The sequence below is a fragment of the Paenirhizobium cremeum genome (assembly GCF_047553425.1).
Taxonomy (GTDB): domain Bacteria; phylum Pseudomonadota; class Alphaproteobacteria; order Rhizobiales; family Rhizobiaceae; genus Allorhizobium; species Allorhizobium cremeum.
In genome coordinates, this window is record NZ_CP180217.1 from 1,883,310 (window position 1) to 1,901,648 (window position 18,339).

16 protein-coding genes are annotated in these 18,339 nt (G+C 61.6%); 6 read left to right on the plus strand and 10 right to left on the minus strand.

Annotated features, from left to right (window positions below; translation table 11 throughout):
- Nucleotides 1–80: 80 nt before the first annotated feature.
- Complete coding sequence (gene rpsD / locus ACLBKR_RS09480) at nucleotides 81–698, minus strand: 30S ribosomal protein S4 (RefSeq protein WP_113424882.1); 618 nt, start codon at nucleotides 696–698, stop codon at nucleotides 81–83.
- A gap of 335 nt (nucleotides 699–1,033) precedes the next feature.
- Between rpsD and ACLBKR_RS09485 the strand changes: the two genes are divergently transcribed.
- The 3 genes from ACLBKR_RS09485 to ACLBKR_RS09495 all read left to right on the plus strand — a co-directional run bounded on the left by ACLBKR_RS09485 (nucleotide 1,034) and on the right by ACLBKR_RS09495 (nucleotide 3,891).
- Nucleotides 1,034–2,032: a TerC family protein gene (locus tag ACLBKR_RS09485; RefSeq protein ID WP_113340198.1), complete on the plus strand. Its 999-nt coding sequence runs from the start codon at nucleotides 1,034–1,036 to the stop codon at nucleotides 2,030–2,032.
- 147 nt (nucleotides 2,033–2,179) lie between these two features.
- The gene (gene pepT / locus ACLBKR_RS09490) at nucleotides 2,180–3,418 is read left to right on the plus strand and encodes a peptidase T (RefSeq protein WP_113340197.1); all 1,239 of its coding nucleotides are present in this window, start codon (nucleotides 2,180–2,182) and stop codon (nucleotides 3,416–3,418) included.
- A 50-nt stretch (nucleotides 3,419–3,468) separates the two neighbouring features.
- Nucleotides 3,469–3,891: a DUF1810 domain-containing protein gene (locus ACLBKR_RS09495; protein WP_113340196.1), complete on the plus strand. Its 423-nt coding sequence runs from the start codon at nucleotides 3,469–3,471 to the stop codon at nucleotides 3,889–3,891.
- Between the two features lie 12 nt (nucleotides 3,892–3,903).
- Here the strand turns inward: ACLBKR_RS09495 and ACLBKR_RS09500 are convergent, their stop codons facing one another.
- The 7 genes from ACLBKR_RS09500 to ACLBKR_RS09530 form a co-directional block, all read right to left on the minus strand.
- On the minus strand, nucleotides 3,904–5,424 hold the full coding sequence (locus ACLBKR_RS09500) for an ATP-binding protein (RefSeq protein ID WP_113340286.1): 1,521 nt from the start codon (nucleotides 5,422–5,424) through the stop codon (nucleotides 3,904–3,906).
- Nucleotides 5,425–5,593: 169 nt separating this feature from the next.
- Complete coding sequence (locus ACLBKR_RS09505; RefSeq protein ID WP_113340285.1) at nucleotides 5,594–6,886, minus strand: hemolysin family protein; 1,293 nt, start codon at nucleotides 6,884–6,886, stop codon at nucleotides 5,594–5,596.
- 211 nt (nucleotides 6,887–7,097) lie between these two features.
- Entirely contained in the window at nucleotides 7,098–7,334 is a 237-nt protein-coding gene (locus ACLBKR_RS09510) for a DUF1127 domain-containing protein (RefSeq protein WP_113486866.1), read from the minus strand.
- 377 nt (nucleotides 7,335–7,711) lie between these two features.
- Nucleotides 7,712–8,521 carry a glutamate racemase gene (murI, locus tag ACLBKR_RS09515; protein WP_113486868.1) on the minus strand — a complete coding sequence of 270 codons (810 nt, stop codon included), beginning with the start codon at nucleotides 8,519–8,521 and terminating at the stop codon, nucleotides 7,712–7,714.
- Entirely contained in the window at nucleotides 8,502–9,329 is an 828-nt protein-coding gene (locus tag ACLBKR_RS09520; RefSeq protein WP_113467494.1) for an RNA methyltransferase, read from the minus strand. Before ACLBKR_RS09520 ends, murI begins: the two co-directional genes overlap by 20 nt.
- A gap of 75 nt (nucleotides 9,330–9,404) precedes the next feature.
- Nucleotides 9,405–9,935, minus strand: a complete 531-nt coding sequence (locus ACLBKR_RS09525; RefSeq protein ID WP_113448483.1) for a hypothetical protein — start codon at nucleotides 9,933–9,935, stop codon at nucleotides 9,405–9,407.
- 75 nt (nucleotides 9,936–10,010) lie between these two features.
- Nucleotides 10,011–10,532, minus strand: a complete 522-nt coding sequence (locus ACLBKR_RS09530; protein WP_113486958.1) for a hypothetical protein — start codon at nucleotides 10,530–10,532, stop codon at nucleotides 10,011–10,013.
- Between the two features lie 222 nt (nucleotides 10,533–10,754).
- Between ACLBKR_RS09530 and ACLBKR_RS09535 the strand changes: the two genes are divergently transcribed.
- On the plus strand, nucleotides 10,755–11,969 hold the full coding sequence (locus ACLBKR_RS09535; RefSeq protein ID WP_112828176.1) for an NADP-dependent isocitrate dehydrogenase: 1,215 nt from the start codon (nucleotides 10,755–10,757) through the stop codon (nucleotides 11,967–11,969).
- A 205-nt stretch (nucleotides 11,970–12,174) separates the two neighbouring features.
- Nucleotides 12,175–12,801, plus strand: coding sequence for a glutathione S-transferase family protein (locus ACLBKR_RS09540; RefSeq protein WP_113340191.1), 627 nt, complete (start codon nucleotides 12,175–12,177; stop codon nucleotides 12,799–12,801).
- A 55-nt stretch (nucleotides 12,802–12,856) separates the two neighbouring features.
- Here the strand turns inward: ACLBKR_RS09540 and ACLBKR_RS09545 are convergent, their stop codons facing one another.
- Nucleotides 12,857–13,708, minus strand: coding sequence for an AraC family transcriptional regulator (locus ACLBKR_RS09545; protein ID WP_113340190.1), 852 nt, complete (start codon nucleotides 13,706–13,708; stop codon nucleotides 12,857–12,859).
- 199 nt (nucleotides 13,709–13,907) lie between these two features.
- Here ACLBKR_RS09545 and ACLBKR_RS09550 point away from each other — a divergent pair, with 199 nt between their 5' ends.
- Nucleotides 13,908–15,545 carry a SulP family inorganic anion transporter gene (locus ACLBKR_RS09550; protein ID WP_113486870.1) on the plus strand — a complete coding sequence of 546 codons (1,638 nt, stop codon included), beginning with the start codon at nucleotides 13,908–13,910 and terminating at the stop codon, nucleotides 15,543–15,545.
- A gap of 108 nt (nucleotides 15,546–15,653) precedes the next feature.
- On the opposite strand, the gene alaS is transcribed toward ACLBKR_RS09550, so the two are convergent.
- A complete protein-coding gene (alaS, locus tag ACLBKR_RS09555) occupies nucleotides 15,654–18,317 on the minus strand; it encodes an alanine--tRNA ligase (protein WP_113448479.1) in 2,664 nt (887 codons plus the stop codon).
- Between the last annotated feature and the right edge of the window lie 22 nt (nucleotides 18,318–18,339).

Below are 18,339 nucleotides of genomic sequence, written 5' to 3' on the forward strand. Positions count from 1 at the left end.
ATAATCAACCGGGAATGCTGCAGCGCAAATAGAAAAAGCCGCCCGGAAGGGCGGCTTTCCACAATCGGCTCTCGCAGAAATCAGCGAGAATAGAATTCGACGACGAGCTGCGGCTCCATGACGACCGCATAAGGTACGTCGGAAAGGCCCGGCACGCGAGCGAAGGTGGCAACCATCTTGTTGTGGTCGACTTCGATGTAATCCGGAACGTCACGCTCGGCGAGAGAAACCGATTCCAGAACGGAAACGAGCTGCTTGGACTTCTGGCGAACTTCGATGACATCGCCGGCCTTGCAACGGTAGGAACCGATGTTGACGCGAACGCCGTTGACGGTGACGTGGCCATGGTTGACGAACTGACGGGCAGCGAAAACCGTCGGAACGAACTTGGCGCGGTAGACGATCGCGTCGAGGCGCGATTCGAGCAGACCGATCAGGTTCTCCGAGGTGTCGCCCTTGCGGCGGTTGGCTTCGTCGTAGATGGCGCGGAACTGCTTCTCGCGCAGGTCGCCATAGTAGCCCTTCAGCTTCTGCTTGGCGCGGAGCTGAACACCGAAGTCGGACAGCTTGCCCTTGCGGCGCTGGCCGTGCTGGCCCGGGCCGTATTCGCGGCGGTTGACCGGGGACTTCGGACGACCCCAGATGTTTTCGCCCATACGGCGATCGATTTTGTACTTGGATGCAGCGCGCTTGCTCATCGCATTTCCTTCTCAATAAGTTAGGCCGGTTTGTTGCCAAACCGGTCGAGGAAACACGCCCTCCTCTGAACGCCATTTTGGACGTTCTGACAGGTTTCTCACGTAAGCGTACGGATGAAACCACGGGACATGTCAAAACAAACACCGGGCATTACGGCCCGGCGTTGGTGGGCTCAATAGCGACGGATCACGGGAAAGTCAACGGCTGGTGCTTGAACTAATTGCGCCGATGACCATTTCGAGGGAGCGCAGCACCGGGCCCCTCTGACGCGAGTGCCGGATTCCCGTGATGTCGGAGCTGCTATCACCAACCGTTCCGGCAAAGGAAAGCCTCGATGGATTTTCTTTGGACAGACTTCTTGGGGACCGCCATATGGATGTGGCTCTCCTTCCTGGCCCTTGTCATACTTCTCCTCGCCCTCGACCTGGGCGTCCTGCACAAAAAGAACGCCGAGATCGGCATTCGTGAAAGCTTCCTGCTTTCCGCCTTCTACATGTCGCTCGGACTTGCCTTCGGCGGATGGGTCTGGTGGCAATCCGGCCAGCAGGCCGGCCTTGAATATCTGACAGGTTTCGTCGTCGAGAAAAGCCTGGCGATGGACAACATCTTCGTCATCGCCATGATCTTCGGCTATTTCGCCATTCCCCGCGCCTACCAGCACCGGGTTCTGCTCTGGGGAATTCTCGGAGTGATCGTCTTGCGCGGCATCATGATCGCCGCCGGTGCCTCCATTGTCGAGAACTATCACTGGGTTCTCTACCTTTTTGCCGCCTTTCTGATTGTCACCGGCATCAAGATGCTGCTTACCGCCGACAAGGAATACGATGTCTCGGGCAATCCGCTTCTGCGGTTCCTGCGCAAACATCTGCCGATCACGGAAAAACTCGAAGGGCACCGCTTCGTCGTCCGGCGGGAAGACGTCTTTTCCGGCAAAATGAAGATCTATTTCACCCCGCTCTTCCTGGCCTTGGTCATGGTCGAACTCGCAGACCTCGTCTTTGCGGTCGATTCCATTCCGGCGGTGTTTGCCATCACCACCGATCCCTTCATCGTCTACACCTCGAACATCTTCGCGATCCTCGGCCTCAGGGCGCTGTACTTCGCGCTGTCGGCGCTCATTCACCGCTTCGCTTATCTGAAGTATGCGCTCTCCGTGGTGCTGATCTTCATCGGTTCGAAGATCTTCGTGGCCGATATGCTCGGGCTTGCAAAGATCCCCCCCACGGTTTCGCTCGGCGTAACCCTCGCCATCCTCGGCGCTGGCATCCTCGGATCGCTCTGGGCGACCCGCAACGAGGACAAGGCGGGCGCGAACACGCTGGCTCGGGAATAGCGATCCCCTCGAAGCAGGCAGGGGCGGCGCGGTCATGCGCCGCCCCTCGTCTTGTCGCACCCTCCGGCCTTTCGCTTTCGAGCATTCACGACAGCCCTCCGAAGGGCTATAGCTGGACGGTCTCCATACTTTCAATCCGGATAGCTCATGACCGATACCGTCCTTGAACGCTTTCTTCGCTACGTTGTCATCGATACCCAGTCGGACCCAGCCTCGTCGGCGCAACCCTCCACCGAAAAGCAGAAGGATCTCGGCCGTCTGCTGGTCGATGAACTGCTGGCAATCGGCCTTTCGGACGCCCATCTCGACGAACACGGCAATGTCTACGCCACCATTCCGGCCAACGTCCAAAAGCCGGTTCCCGTCATCTGCTTCTGCTCGCATATGGACACCGCCCCGGATTTCACCGGCACGAATGTCAGGCCGCATGTCCTGCGCAACTACCAGGGCGGCGACATCCGTCTGACCGGCGACACCAGCCAGGTCATCCGCGTTGCCGATAATCCCGAACTGAACGCCCAGATAGGCCACGATATCGTCACCACCGACGGCACGACGCTTCTCGGCGCCGACGACAAGGCCGGTATCGCCGAAATCATGACGGCGGCCCAATATCTGATGGATCACCCCGAAATCCGCCGGGGCAAGGTCCGCATCCTCTTCACCACCGACGAGGAAATCGGCCGAGGCGCCGACAAGGTCGATCTCGAAAAGCTCGGCGCGGCCTTCGGCTATACGCTGGACGGAAGCACCGTCGGCGAAATCGAGAACGAAACCTTCTCGGCCGACGGCGTGGACATCGTCATCTCCGGTGTCGCCATTCATCCCGGCACCGCCAAGGGCAAGATGGAAAACGCGATCAAGATCGCAAGCGAGATCATTGCCCGGCTACCGAAAGACATCGCGCCGGAAACCACCGAGGGCAAGCAGGGCTTCATCCATCCGGTCGATATCGGCGGCTCCATGGAAAAGGCCCGCCTCTCCTTCATCATCCGCGACTTCGTGGAAGACGGTCTCAAGACCAAGGAAGCCCTGCTGGAGGAGATCACGAAAGAGGTGATGAAGGGCTATCCCGGCTCGACCTTCACCTTCTCGGTCAGGGAACAATATCGCAACATGAAGGTCGTCCTCGACCGGCACCCGATGGTCGTCGACAATCTGGTGGAAGCGGTGCGACGTGTCGGCCTGACACCGGAACTGCACAGTATCCGTGGCGGCACCGACGGTTCGCGCCTGTCCTTCATGGGCCTGCCTTGCCCGAACATCTTCACCGGCGGCCACGCCTATCACTCGCCGCTCGAATGGATAAGCCGGCAGGACATGGAAAAATCGGTCGAAACGATCGTGGAACTGGTGAAGGTCTGGGAGGAACGCACGCCGGACTGACGGTCGACGCGGCCTGCGGATATCCGGCGGCAGGCAGGAAAGGAATTCGCATGAACGATCCTTTCGATCTCGAACGCTTCGTGAAAGCCCAAAACCCGGTTTACGGCGGGGTGCTTTCAGAACTTCGCAACGGGCGCAAGACGAGCCACTGGATGTGGTTCGTCTTCCCGCAATTGCGCGGGCTCGGCAACAGCCCCATGGCGGCAAGATATGCCATTTCATCGCTTGAAGAAGCGGCCGCCTATCTCGATCATCCGGTCCTCGGGCCACGCCTGTGGGAATGCTGCGACATCCTCATGGAGACCGATGGACTGAGCGCAGACGATATCTTCGGTTATCCCGATGTGCTGAAGCTGCGGTCATCGATGACGCTTTTCTCGAAGGCCGCCCCCGCACCCAGCATCTTCGGCGGCATATTGGAGAAATATTACGATGGCGAGCCCGATCCGGGAACTCTGTCCCGATTGCGATAAACAAAGCCGATCTTATTCCGCCGCCGAGGGAACCTCCGCACAGTCGTCAGTGGCGTTCGGATCGCCGGGCCGGGTCTCGGCCTGAAGATCCGGAAAGGCGACAATGCGCTTGCCGGCAAAGTCGGTATGTACGACGATCAGCCCCTGCTCCTCGAAATAGCCGAGAAGCCTGCGGGCGCGGCGCGCGGAATGGGTCCCGTACGCCTTGGCGATTCGCTGATCGGAGGGGCAGACCTCGCCCCGGATCGCGGCCTTCGCCATCAGCAGGAAAACGCCCTGAAGATCGTCGGAAACACCGGCGGAAAGCGAAAGCGCGGTCGCCCAGGCTTCGCTCGCCGCCGTTTCTTCATCCACCCCTGCCCGCGCGATCGCCACCCGGCGACGGAATTCGCCCATCGCCATCGGCGGCCCTGGCACGCGGCGCATGCGGGCGCGAACGAGGAACTCCTGATAGAGAACGGAATCCGTGCGATACGCGGCCTGCGGATCGGCGAGGATTTCCGACAGAACGGCGGCAAGCCGTTCCTCCCGTTCTTCCTCCGAGATTTCCGGCGCGGCTGACCGGCTTTCGGTCGCGACCGGCTGGGTCGCCGCCGGCGTCGAACGGGAGAGTTCGGCGAGAATGTCGGTGGTCGGACGTGGCGCGGGTGGCGCCCGGCGCACGATCGGACGGGTGAATTCCTCAGGGTCCGGCGTGAAAATCAGGTCTTCGACGTCCTGCGGCGCATCCGGCAGCGGCATCAGCTTGGGGCTAGACGAACGCGCCGAGGTCTCGACCGCACCGATGACGATCGGCAACGGACGGCGGGACAGCGCCGGGCCGAGCGCGACGAAGTTGCCGCGTTTGAGATCGCGGAACATCTCCGCCTGGCGGCGATCCATGCCGAGCAGGTCGGCCGCGCGCGCCATGTCGATATCGAGGAAGGTACGGCCCATCAGGAAGTTGGAGGCCTCGGCCGCCACGTTCTTGGCAAGCTTGGCGAGACGCTGCGTGGCGATAACGCCGGCAAGCCCGCGCTTGCGGCCGCGGCACATCAGGTTCGTCATCGCCCCGAGCGACATCTTGCGGGCGTCTTCGGAAACGTCACCACCAACGGAGGGCGCGAACATCTGCGCCTCGTCCACCACCACGAGAACCGGAAACCAGTATTCGCGCTCGGCATCGAACATGCCGTTGAGGAAGGCAGCGGCCGCCCGCATCTGTTGTTCGATATCAAGCCCTTCGAGCGTCAGGACGCAGGAAACCCGGTGTTGGCGGATACGGTTGGCGATGCCGGCAAGTTCGGCTTCGGTCCGTTCGCCGTCGACCACGACATGGCCGTACTTGTCGGAAAGCGTGACAAAATCGCCTTCGGGGTCAATGACGACCTGCTGCACCCAGGGGGCGGACTGTTCCAGCAGCCGGCGCAGCAGATGTGACTTGCCCGAGCCGGAATTGCCCTGCACCAGAAGGCGCGTCGCCAAAAGCTCCTCGATATCGAGCTTGGCCGGCTGACCGCCCGACACCGTTCCCATATCGATCCCGACCTGCAAATCCCCGACCTCGAAAAGTGCGAATCCCCAACGCCGCCAAAGCGGCGCATCAGGACATGCCATAACAAAAATGATGCGGATACGCGCGTCAGGAAAAATTTAACCCACAGGGGAATGCGGCGCGTCCGGAACCGGCGCTGCATTCAAGCGAATGCTGCGCCGGGACCTGTCAGATATTCGGGTCCTCGGCCGGAGAAACCAGCAGCTTATCGATTCGGCGACCGTCGAGGTCGATCACCTCGAACTTCCAGCCGTCCTTGATGAAGCTCTCGCCGAGTTCCGGAATGCGCTTGAGCTCCGCGATCACGAAGCCGGCAACGGTCGTGTAGTCCGGGTCAGCCTCGGTCGTCACGCGAATCTTGTCGACGAACTCGTCGATCGGCGTCCAGCCGGCGACAAGGAAGGAGCCGTCATCGCGGCGAACCAGCGAGGGTTCTTCCTCCTCGCCTTCCTGGAAGGCGCCGGTAATCGCCTCCAGGATATCGCCGGAGGTGACGATACCCTCGAAATGACCGTACTCATCATAGACCAGAACCATGTGCAGCGGCGTCCGACGCATGGCCTGGATGATGTCCGTAGCGCTTGCGAGGTCGGATACGATCGGCACCTCGCTGACGAGGGGGCGGATATCGAGAAGATCGCCCCCGGCGGTGATCGCGTCATAGACGTTCTTCACGAACAGCACGCCGATGATCTCGTCGGAATTGCCGGTACGCACCGGCAGGCGCGAATGCTGTGTCTTGCGCAGCGTTTCGCGGATTTCCTCCGGCGTATCCTCGATGTCGACCACTTCGACGTCGCGGCGCGGCGTCATCAGCCCACGCGCAGTCCGGTCCGCCAGGCGCATGACGCCGGAAATCATCGCCTGTTCCTCGGTCTCGATCACGCCGGCGCTCTGCGCTTCCGCCAGCACCGTCTTGATTTCCTCGTCGGTCACCGTGCCGGCGGCAACGCCGCTCTGGCCGAGCAGGCGCAGAACCAGCTTACCGGAAGCGTCGAGCAACCAGACAAGCGGCGCGGCGACCCGCGACAGGATCAGCATGGGCCCCGCGACCTTCGAGGCGACGCCCTCGGGATTGCGAAGCGCGATCTGCTTGGGCACGAGTTCGCCGACGATGAGGGAAAGATAGGTAATGAGAACCACGACGGAACCGACGCCCAGCGCATTTGCGGCACCGGCCGAAAGCCCCTGCGTTTCAAGCCAGACCGAAAGCCGGTTGCCAAGGGTGGCGCCTGAAAACGCACCCGAAAGAACGCCGACCAGGGTAATGCCGATCTGCACGGTGGACAGAAACCTGCCGGGCTCTTCGGCGAGCCTCATCGCCACGGCTGCGCCAATATTGCCCTGTTCGGAAAGCACCCTCAGGCGCGCGGTCCTCGATGACACGACAGCCAGTTCCGACATTGCAAGAACGCCGTTCAACAGGGTTAGAAAAACGACGATCAAAATTTCCGTTAACAAAACGAGAATCAAAGCTCCTCTACACCGGCTAAGCGTCCGGCAACAGGGAAGATCTCTAGCATAGATGCCGACGCCTTCCAAACGGGAACCCCGACGCCTCCCGGATTTAGCGGGCTGTTGATTTCGAACCGGAATTCAGGCCGCAGCCTGCCGAAAAGGCGTGTCTGCTGTCACGCCCGGCATGGCATAGCCGGGCGCGACCGCACACCGTTCACGGCCTGAAATCCCAGGGATCGAGGCTCGGGTGGCGACGGGGAGCCTCCATTTCCGGCAGGCCGATATCCCGACGCATGTAATTGTCGAGATCGTCCAGCCGGTTCGAGGAACGACGCTCCCGCCAGCCGAGGGCGAGAATAGCCCGGACAAGCTTCCAGAAACCGTATTCCCTGTGCAGTTCATTCATGGCCTCAGCCAGAGGATAGGCAACCAAAGATTGCATTTCACGCATGGTTTTCCGTCCCGGCGCATCGCAGCAGCCAGGCCCTTTCAAAGTGCTGGGGACGTGCGGAGAAGCCGCGCGAAGGCACAAGCCGCCGCAGTGTCAGCCGGTCACGTCAGAAAAATGGAAAAGACGCCAAAAGGCAGAAATATCAGGCGCAATAGGCCTGAAAACCAGATCGGCGTCGGGTCATCGCACCAAGTGCGCTCCCCTTGTGGTCAATGCCGCCGGTGAGGCGCATAAGCAAAGAAAAAGCAGTCATATTGCGCCTCCTATGGTTCGATTTGCAGACGTCTGGATCATCGCACGACTGAGGCCAAACGACAAGACCACAATTGCGAATTGCAAGAGTTGCGGCAATCGAGTTGCCGAAATGCCACAGTGTCCTATAGGGCGCGGATCGTAAGGCCGAAACCCTGCATCAAGCGCCGGGTGGAGAAATCCGGCTTGCCCGAGGTGAAGACGGCGAAATCGAAACCGTCGGGGTGCTCGGCGCCGTCGACCATCGGCACGAGACGGCGGGCCTGCCTGGCAATCGCCTCCGCCGGGTCGAGCCAGTCGACCGGCCAGGGTGCAAGCCGGCGAAAAACATTGGCAAGAAAGGGATAATGCGTGCAGGCAAGCACCACGATGTCCGTCTTCGCACCGTCCTTATCGACGAAGCAGGGCACAATCTCCGAAAGCACGGCCTCATCCGCAATCGCCTCGCCGCGAATATAGGCTTCCGCCATCCTCGCAAGGCTCTCCGAACCGACGAGCCGGACATGGCATTTCGAGGCGAAAGACTGGATGAGGTCGCGCGTATAGGCGCGCTTGACGGTACCCGGCGTGGCGAGCACGGAGACGAGACCGGAGCGGGTCCGCTCGGCGGCGGGCTTGATCGCCGGCACGGTGCCGATGAAGCGCATGTCGGGAAAGGCGTGTCGCAGGTCGGTACCGGCAAGGGTGAAGGCGGTGTTGCAGGCGACGATCACCGCCTCCGGGCTGTAGCGTTCCAAAAGATCGGTGAAGAGCCCGACGATCCGCTCCCGAAGCGGCTCTTCCTCCCATCCGCCATAGGGAAAGCCGGCATCGTCGGCGACATAGATGAAGCCTCGTTCCGGCATCAGTACGCGCGCCTCGCGCAACACGGTGAGGCCTCCGATCCCGGAATCGAAAACCAGAACCGGTTTCAGGTCATGCCCCGCTGTCGTCATCCCCGTGCTCGTCCCCATTGCCCGATTTCCCCGCGCCGCGCGGGTTCTTGCGGCTGTAGCGGTCGAATGTGGCGAAAACGCCGCGAAGCACATGGATTTCCTGTTCGGTGAAGGCGCGCCGCGACAGAACCGCCCTCAGATTCTCCACCATGCGCGGCTTCTTGCCGACCGGGCGGAAATAGCCCCGGGCGTCGAGCGCCTCCTCGACCATCTCGAAAAGGCCGATCAGGTGCTCCTTGGTCGCCGGGCTCTGTTCCACCGCCTGGAACCGCGTTTCGCCAAGGTCCTCCATGCCGGATTTCATCCACTCATAGGACATTAGCAGCACGGCCTGGGCGATATTGAGCGAGGCAAAGGCGGGATTGACGGGAAAGGTCACGATCTCGTCAGCCAGCGCCACCTCCTCGTTGGTGAGCCCCCAGCGCTCGCGCCCGAACAGGATGCCCGTCCGTTCGCCGCCGCGGAACTTGCCGCGCAAGGTTTCGGCGGCAGTCACCGGCGAGCGCACCGGCTTGAAGCCGTCGCGCTCCCGCGCGGTCGTCGCATAGACGAAGTTGAGATCGGCAATCGCTTCCTCGAGCGTTTCATAGACCCGCGTCGCATCGATGACGTGATCGGCCTTGGACGCGGCGGAACGGGCCTTCTCGCTCGGCCATCCGTCCCGCGGCTTGACGAGACGCAACTCCCATAGCCCGAAATTCGCCATGGCCCGGGCAACCATCCCGATATTTTCGCCAAGCTGCGGCTCGACGAGAATGATTACGGGCCCTTCCGCCAGAAGCGCGCGCTCGCTGTTCGTACCTGCCATGTTCCTGTCCGAGATTTTCAAGTGGCGGCTTCACTGGCACAGGCTGGGGCAAAAATCAAAAACTCATTGCCGCAATCAGGGGCGGGCAAGCCTTTCCAGCGAGGCTTTCAGTGAAAACCAGCTGCCATCGAGCCTCTCTCTCAAGATATCGTCGATGACGAAACGCTTTCCCGCGGCATCGTCCGCAAGCAGGATGAACATCAGCCGTATCTGCGATCCGTTCCCGGAATTGCCGTCACAGGACGGCAGATCGAGCCTCGCCTCGACCATAATCCGCGTATCCGCCCGGGTAAGATCGGCAATATGGGTGTTGCCGATGGGACAGCGGTTCGCATCGCCCGTGATTGGGTCATCCTCGAAGAGGCTGACCTCCCGACGCATCCGAGCCGCATTCAGGGCTGCCGCGTAGGCGGAAACGAAATCCGCGCCGAAATCGTTGAGCAGCTGGATCTCGGTGAAATAGGCGCGATGGCCATCCGGCTGATCGAGCGAGTTCGCAACGATCCTGTCGACATACATGCGAACGAGCCCCACCCGGTCATTCGCGTTCGCCGGCTGGACCAGAGCCGGCAGAAAAAACAGCAGCAGCCCGAACGTCCGTCTCATACGCCCCTCACCTCTCGCCGCCGCAATCAGTAGCGCAGCCACGATGATCGATGCAACAACCCGGATTTCAGGGCTCTATTGGGCGGCGATGGTCTTCAGGTCGTCCTTGATCGAGCTTGAGGAATTGCCGTTCTCTACAGGATAGATGTCGTCGATCACCTGCCGGCCATTCTCGGTCTTCATATGGAAGATCAGTACCCTGTCTTCCTTGTAGGCGGGATCGTCGCCGAAGCATTGTCGATTGTTGAAAAGCGCCGTCACCTGGCCGTCCCCGTCGTCCTCGATACGGATGTTTTCGAAGTTGCAGCCATCCTGGCCCCCGGCGATCGGATCGTAGTCGAACGGGCTTCCCGTGGTTTCGCCCTCGGGCGGATCGAAAGCCGGATGCTTCGACGCCGCGCGATAGGCATTGGCGAAATCGACGCTGAACAGCCGTTTCAGGCGGTCGTCGCTGAACACGTCGTCGTCGGTCGCATTGGCCGCCGCCCAGTTTCCGGACGCCACATTTATGACCTCCTGGACGGGAACGGTTGGATCGGCAGCGAACGCAGGCGCTGCGAAAAGAACGAGCAGAGCGGCGAGAAACATGGATTTCATGGTCGGCTTCCGAACGGGCTGATGGTTGCGGCGCAAGATATCCGGCCACTCGTAAAGCTCAAGGCCGCAAGGCGGGGTCGTAAGGCCAAAGTTGGTATGATTTTATGAACGAAAAGCCGCTATCCGGGCAGCGCAACGCTTTGCGTTCCCGGTTCGGAATGCTATAGCGCAGCGAGCCTAACAACGGGACCCTCGTCCCTCCCCCAATCAGCGAGGATATTCATGAGCAAGATCAAGGTAGCCAACCCGGTCGTCGATCTCGACGGCGACGAGATGACCCGCATCATCTGGCAGTTCATCAAGGACAAGCTGATCCTGCCTTATCTTGACCTGCAGATCGAATATTACGACCTCTCTGTCGAGAACCGCGACGCCACCAACGACCAGGTGACCGTCGACGCCGCCAACGCCATCAAGAAGCACGGCGTTGGCATCAAGTGCGCGACCATCACCCCCGACGAAGCCCGCGTCAAGGAATTCAACCTCAAGGAAATGTGGAAGAGCCCGAACGGCACCATCCGCAACATCCTCGGCGGCGTGATCTTCCGCGAGCCGATCATCTGCAAGAACGTTCCGCGCCTGGTTCCGGGCTGGACCAAGCCGATCGTCGTCGGCCGTCACGCCTTCGGCGACCAGTACAAGGCAACCGACTTCAAGTTCCCGGGCAAGGGCACGCTGACCATCAAGTTCGTCGGCGAAGACGGCCAGACGATCGAGAAGGAAGTCTACAAGGCTCCGGGCGCCGGCGTGGCTCTCGCCATGTACAACCTCGACGAATCGATCCGCGAATTCGCCCGCGCCTCGATGATGTACGGCCTGATGCGCAAGTGGCCGGTCTATCTGTCGACCAAGAACACCATCCTCAAGGCCTATGACGGCCGCTTCAAGGATATCTTCGAGGAAGTCTACCAGACCGAATTCAAGGCCAAGTTCGACGAGATCGGCATCACCTACGAACATCGCCTGATCGATGACATGGTCGCCTCGGCGCTCAAGTGGTCCGGCGGCTACATCTGGGCCTGCAAGAACTACGACGGCGACGTTCAGTCCGACACGGTTGCCCAGGGTTTCGGCTCGCTCGGCCTGATGACCTCCGTCCTGCTCACCCCCGATGGCAAGACCGTCGAAGCAGAAGCTGCCCACGGCACCGTGACCCGCCACTACCGCCAGCATCAGAAGGGTCAGGAAACCTCGACCAACTCGATCGCATCGATCTTCGCCTGGACCCGCGGTCTCGCACACCGCGCCAAGCTGGACGACAACGCCGAGCTCGCGAAGTTCGCAACGACGCTGGAACGCGTCTGCATCGAGACCGTCGAATCCGGCTTCATGACCAAGGACCTGGCGCTCCTGATCGGCCCGGATCAGCCGTGGCTTTCGACCACCGCCTTCCTCGACAAGATCGACGAAAACCTGAAGAAGGCCATGGCCGCCTGAGGCCGGGCCCCCGCCGTTCTTCTTGAGAAACCCGGCCTTGTGCCGGGTTTTTTGTTCCGGAACCTCCGGGTCCGGCGATGGACGGATTTCTGAAAACCGCCAAAAGGGCCATCTGCGCTTGGCAACATCATCTCAAGGATCGCAAACCGGCTTCGTTGACACGCAGGAACAACGAACATAAAGTGAACGAAAACGGAGGAGCGGTATGAGTGAAATCGTCTTCTACACCAATCCCATGTCGCGCGGACGCATTGCTCGTTGGATGCTTGAGGAAACCGGCGCTCCCTATCGTGCGGAGATCGTCCCTTTCGGTCCACCGATGAAAACCGCGGTTTATTGCGCCATCAATCCGATGGGCAAGGTGCCCTCGATCGTGCATCGCCAGAAGATCGTCACCGAATGTGCGGCGATCTGCGCCTATCTCGCCGACGCCTTTCCCGAGGCGGAGCTTGCGCCCGCAACAACGGATCGGGCAGATTATTATCGCTGGATGTTTTTTGCCGCAGGTCCGCTGGAGGCCGCGGTCTCCAATCGCGCGCTTGGCTTCGTCGTGCCCGAGGACAGGCGCCGCATGATCGGCTACGGTTCGTTCGATGATGTCATGGCCACGCTGGAAAAGGCGGTGAGCCGCACCGCCTATATCGCCGGCGAACGCTTTACCGCAGCGGATGTCTATGTCGGTTCGCATATCGGCTGGGGGCTGCAGTTCGGCTCGATCGAGAAGCGTCCTGCCTTCGTCGACTATCTGGGGCGCGTGAGCGAGCGTCCTGCATATCGGCGCGCCGTCGAACTGGACGATGCCGCGATGGCGGCCATGCAGAAAAGCGCATGATTCCTTCGCGACATCCATATCGGACACATCGATATGCGATCTTTCTGCGCCCGAGCTATCTGAGCGGCAGACATATCTCCGTCAGCAATTCGGCCGGAGGGACTTCCCGGGGATTGTTGAGGTAGATTTCGAAGACCGGCGCATCGCGCACCTCCCGGCCTGAATTGCGCAACCACTCCCCGTAAAGCCAGCGATAGGCGAAACGCATATCGGCATATGGCCCCTTGTGCAGCAGGACGGCGCATTCCCCGGCTTCGATGAGAGCCGTCTGCAACGGCGGATCGACGGGTGTCGGCTGAGCAACGGTGACACAGGCAAGCGAGCGGAGCGCGCTTTCCGCGACGCTTTCGGGATCGTCGTAATAGATCGCCAACATGCGCGCATGCGGATCGCCAAGATTTCGGCTGAACAGCGTTCCGAAAAGCTGTTCGAACGCCTTGCCGATCTCCATATAGGCACCGCGATGGGCAACACCCATGACCGGCATGTCCGCAAATGTTCTCAATGTCACGTCATACATCGCCCAATCCTCCTTATCCCGGATCGTCTGGAACATCCGATGGCTCCCCTCCTTCCGATATCGGGCCGGCGGCAGACCGTAGGCCGCCTTGAAGATCCGGTTGAACGACTGGAGATTGGGGTAGCCGCAACGGCGGGCGATCAGCGGGACAGGACGGTCGGATGCCGCAAGCTCCGCGGCCGCGCGCTGCAGGCGCAGCCGCTTGACCGTGGCGGCCAGCGTCTCACCATGCACCGCGCGATAGATGCGATGCCAGTGATAGGGCGACATGCAGGCAACCCCTGCGAGCCTGTCGTTGTCGAGTTCCTCGTCGAGGTGCTCGTAGATATGGCGCGAGACGCGCGGCAGCCTGCTTTCGTAGGTCGCCCAGATATCCGTCTTCGTCATGTTTTCCGTCTGCCGATTGCCATGCCGTTGCGCTTGAGAAGGAAGCACAGGCCGATTTGACAAATCCTGCTTTCCATTCCTTGACTTTTATCAAATATCGCCGGACCGGCGATTTGCGATCAGGCAGACTCGGGGTACCAATGATAGGGCGCCATGAACCGCGTTTGTCCTCAACCCCTATTCGCATCGTCGAGCCATCGTGAACAGCGAATTCGAGCCAAAGCTCATCAGCGTCTTTGCCGAAGGTTACAGCCTGCCACGGCTGAAGGCCGATGCCATAGCGGGCCTGACGGTTGCCATCGTCGCCCTTCCCCTTTCCATGGCCATTGCCATCGCCTCCGGCGTAACTCCGGATCGGGGGCTCTTCACCGCCATCATCGGCGGCTTCCTTGTCTCGCTCCTGGGGGGCAGTCGCCACCAGATCGGCGGACCCGCCGGTGCCTTCATCGTGCTGGTGGCCGCGACCGTCGCCACACATGGGGTGGAAGGCCTTCTGCTTGCCACGGCGATGGCCGGCTTCTTCCTCATGCTCGCGGGGCTTCTGCGGCTCGGCGACTACGTGAAATTCATCCCCTATCCGGTCACCGTCGGCTTTACCGCCGGCATTGCCGTCATCATTTTTTCGAGCCAGATCACCGAACTCCTGGGACTGACATTGCCCGGAAGGGAACCAGGACCACTGATCGAAAAACTGCCGGTCCTGATCGAAGCCTTTCCGACGCTCAACGTCGCTGCGGCGGCAGTGGCATTTCTGACGATTGCCACCATCCTCATCCTGCGCCGGTTTCGCCCTTCCTGGCCCGGATTGCTGATCGCAGTATGTCTCGCATCCCTCGTCACGGCGCTTCTGGACCTGCCGGTGGCAACCATCGGCACGCGCTTCGGCGGCATCCCGCGCAGCCTGCCGGTACCCCACCTGCCGTCGCTGTCGCCGGAGCTTGCCCGCGCAGTATTGCCTGACGCCATTGCCTTTGCATTGCTCGGCGCAATCGAATCCCTTCTGTCGGCAGTCGTGGCCGACGGCATGACCGGTCGTCGTCACCGCTCCAACATCGAACTCATCGGCCAGGGCGTCGCCAATATCGGCTCTGCCCTCTTCGGCGGCATCTGCGTGACCGGAACCATCGCCCGGACCGCAACCAATGTCCGCGCCGGTGGAACGAGCCCAATCTCCGGCATGCTGCATGCCGTCTTCCTGCTCGTCTTCATGGCCGCCGCAGCCCCGCTCGCCAGCTATATTCCACTGGCCGCGCTGGCCGGCGTGCTGGCAATCGTCTCCTGGAACATGGTCGAAAGGCCGGCCTTCGCCGCCCTGCTCAGGTCGTCGCTCGGCGATGCCGTCGTCTTGCTGGTCACCTTCCTGCTCGTGGTCTTCCGCGACCTGACGGAAGGGATCATCGTCGGCTTTACCCTCGGCGCGCTGCTCTTCATCAACCGCATGAGCAAGAGCGTTACCATCGTGCCCCACGAGGAGGAGACCGAACATCCGCTGGACAACAGCGATGCCAGCACCGTTGTCTACCGGATCGGCGGCGCCTTCTTCTTTGGCGCGGCCGCGACCGTCGGTTCGGTTCTCGACCGTATCGCCGACCGATACCAGAATTTCGTGCTGGACTGCTCGGCCGTATCGTTCATGGACTCAACTGCGGCCAACGTGATCGCCGGCACGATCCGCAAGGCCGAAAGGGCGGGCGTTCGGGTCTTCATCGTCGGCGCCAATCCTGATTTCCGGCGTCTTCTGGAAACCCATGAGGTAAGAAGCCCGCAGGTCGACTATGTTCCAAACATCCGGACCGCACGCGCGCTGATCCGGGAAGCCGCCGCTCCCGTGGCCTGAGAACCGCAACAGCACCGCGCCGCGACCAAACGAAAGGGGCGCGGATGTGGTCCACGCCCCTATTTCCTGTTGGAATCGTCGGCCCGGCGAAACGGGCCAACCCGAAGATCAGCCGGCCAGTGCGGCGGCGACGGCCTCGATTGCGGCTTCGGCCTTGTCGCCATCCGGACCACCCGCTTGGGCCATGTCCGACCGGCCACCGCCACCCTTGCCGCCAACGACGGCCGCGGCAACGCGAACGAGGTCCACGGCACTGAATCGGCCGGCGAGATCGGCGGTAACGCCGACCACAACGCTTGCCTTGCCATCCTCGGAAACGCCGATCAGCGTGACGACGCCCGATCCGAGCCCGGCCTTGCTTTCATCGACAAGGCCCTTGAGATCCTTGGCATCGACACCCTTCAGCACCTTGCCGAGGAAGCGCGTACCGGCCACATCGCGCGCGCCTTCATCGGCGGCAGCCGGACCGCCGCCGCCCATGGCGAGTTTGCGCTTGGCATCAGCCAGTTCGCGCTCCAGCTTGCGGCGCTCATCGACCAGAGCCTCGACGCGTGAGACGACATCACCCGGCTGGACCTTCAGCGTCGTGGCAAGCTGCTTCACCCGCTCGTCCTGCTCGGACAGATAGGCACGCGCCGCTTCGCCGGTCAGCGCCTCGATGCGGCGTACGCCGGCGCCGACCGCGCTGTCCGACAGGATACGGACAAGGCCGATATCGCCAGTCGCGGCCACATGGGTGCCGCCGCAAAGCTCGATGGAATAGGGCTTTCCGGCCTTCGGTCCGCGGGTCGCGGTACCCATGGAAACCACGCGGACTTCGTCGCCGTATTTTTCGCCGAACAGAGCCATAGCGCCTTCCGCGATCGCGTCGTCCACGCTCATCAGGCGCGTCGTGACGGGCGCGTTCTGGACGATGATCTCGTTGGCCATTTCCTCGACGACCTTCAACTCGTCCGCCGTGATTGGCTTCGGATGGGAAACGTCGAAACGCAACCGCTCAGGCGCGACCAGCGATCCCTTCTGCGCCACATGGGTGCCAAGCACCTCGCGCAGCGCCTCATGGATCAGATGGGTGGCCGAATGGTTGGCGCGCAGGCGCGAGCGGCGAGCGTGATCGACCGTCAGGCTGACGGCGTCTCCGACACGGATCGTGCCGTCCGAAACCTCGGCGATATGCACGAACAGTCCTTCGCCCTTCTTCTGGACGTCCGAAACGGCAAGGCTTGCGGTGTCGCTTGCAATCGTGCCCGCATCGCCCATCTGACCGCCGGACTCACCGTAGAACGGCGTTTGGTTGACAATGACCTGCACCGCATCGCCCTTGGAGGCGCTGTCGACGGCGGCGCCGTCCTTGACGATGGCAAGAACTTGGCCTTCGGCCGCCTCGGACGAATAGCCGAGGAATTCCGTCGCACCGTGTTTTTCCTTGAGTTCGAACCAGATGGTCTCGGTCGCCTTGTCGCCGGAACCCGCCCAGTGAGCGCGCGCCTCGGCCTTCTGGCGCTGCATGGCGTCGTTGAAGCCGGTGATGTCGACGCCAATGCCGCGGGCGCGCAGCGCATCCTGCGTCAGGTCGAGCGGGAAGCCATAGGTGTCGTAAAGCTTGAAGACGGTCTCGCCATCGAGGCTGTCGCCCTTCTTCAGCTCGGAGGTGGCGTCCGAAAGCAACGAGAGGCCGCGCTCCAGCGTCTTGCGGAAGCGGGTTTCCTCGAGCTTCAGCGTCTCGGAGATCAGGGCCTCGGCCCGCACCAGTTCCGGATAGGCGCGGCCCATCTGCTGGACCAGCGTCGGCAGCAGCTTGTAGATGATCGGCTCACGCGCACCGAGAAGTTCGGCGTGACGCATGGCGCGGCGCATGATGCGGCGAAGCACATAGCCGCGGCCTTCATTCGAAGGCAGCACGCCGTCCGCGATCAGGAATGCCGAGGAGCGCAGGTGGTCGGCAATGACCCTGTGGCTTGCCCGGCGCTCGCCCTCGGCCTTGACGCCCGTCAGTTCGACGGAGGCTTCGATCAGCGCGCGGAAGAGGTCGATATCGTAGTTGTCATGCTTGCCCTGCAGGACGGCGGCAACACGCTCGAGGCCCATACCGGTGTCGATCGAGGGACGCGGCAGGTCGACGCGCTCCTCCTTCGTCACCTGCTCATACTGCATGAAGACGAGGTTCCAGATTTCGATGAAGCGGTCACCATCTTCTTCCGGCGAGCCGGGCGGGCCGCCCCAGATATGGTCGCCATGGTCGTAGAAGATTTCCGAACAGGGGCCGCAGGGCCCGGTATCGCCCATGGCCCAGAAATTGTCGCTGGTCGGAATACGGATGATCTTCTCGTCGGAGAGACCGGCGATCTTCTTCCACAGGCCGAAGGCTTCGTCGTCGGTATGGTAGACGGTGACCAGAAGGCGATTGCGGTCGAGACCGAATTCCCTCGTAATCAGGTTCCAGGCAAGCTCGATCGCACGCTCCTTGAAGTAGTCGCCGAAGGAGAAATTACCGAGCATTTCGAAGAAGGTGTGGTGGCGCGCAGTGTAGCCGACATTGTCGAGGTCATTGTGCTTGCCGCCGGCACGCACGCATTTCTGCGCCGTCGCGGCCGTCGAGTACGGGCGCTGTTCGAGGCCGGTAAAGACGTTCTTGAACTGCACCATGCCGGCATTGGTGAACATCAGCGTCGGGTCGTTGCGCGGCACTAGCGGGCTGGATGAAACGACTTCGTGGCCGTTCGTCTTGAAGTATTCGAGGAAAGTCGACCGGATGTCGTTTACACCGCTCATGTCACGCCCTTCATTCACGCCG

Bases quoted from the DNA above. Each gene is read 5' to 3' on its own strand.
- ACLBKR_RS09525 (WP_113448483.1), bottom strand. From the start codon at position 9,935: ATGAGACGGACGTTCGGGCTGCTGCTGTTTTTTCTGCCGGCTCTGGTC.
- ACLBKR_RS09495 (WP_113340196.1), top strand. From the start codon at position 3,469: ATGAACGATCCTTTCGATCTCGAACGCTTCGTGAAAGCCCAAAACCCG.
- pepT (WP_113340197.1), top strand. From the start codon at position 2,180: ATGACCGATACCGTCCTTGAACGCTTTCTTCGCTACGTTGTCATCGAT.
- ACLBKR_RS09540 (WP_113340191.1), top strand. From the start codon at position 12,175: ATGAGTGAAATCGTCTTCTACACCAATCCCATGTCGCGCGGACGCATT.
- murI (WP_113486868.1), bottom strand. From the start codon at position 8,521: ATGACGACAGCGGGGCATGACCTGAAACCGGTTCTGGTTTTCGATTCC.
- ACLBKR_RS09535 (WP_112828176.1), top strand. From the start codon at position 10,755: ATGAGCAAGATCAAGGTAGCCAACCCGGTCGTCGATCTCGACGGCGAC.
- rpsD (WP_113424882.1), bottom strand. From the start codon at position 698: ATGAGCAAGCGCGCTGCATCCAAGTACAAAATCGATCGCCGTATGGGC.
- ACLBKR_RS09510 (WP_113486866.1), bottom strand. From the start codon at position 7,334: ATGCGTGAAATGCAATCTTTGGTTGCCTATCCTCTGGCTGAGGCCATG.
- ACLBKR_RS09520 (WP_113467494.1), bottom strand. From the start codon at position 9,329: ATGGCAGGTACGAACAGCGAGCGCGCGCTTCTGGCGGAAGGGCCCGTA.
- alaS (WP_113448479.1), bottom strand. From the start codon at position 18,317: ATGAGCGGTGTAAACGACATCCGGTCGACTTTCCTCGAATACTTCAAG.
- ACLBKR_RS09545 (WP_113340190.1), bottom strand. From the start codon at position 13,708: ATGACGAAGACGGATATCTGGGCGACCTACGAAAGCAGGCTGCCGCGC.
- ACLBKR_RS09485 (WP_113340198.1), top strand. From the start codon at position 1,034: ATGGATTTTCTTTGGACAGACTTCTTGGGGACCGCCATATGGATGTGG.
- ACLBKR_RS09530 (WP_113486958.1), bottom strand. From the start codon at position 10,532: ATGAAATCCATGTTTCTCGCCGCTCTGCTCGTTCTTTTCGCAGCGCCT.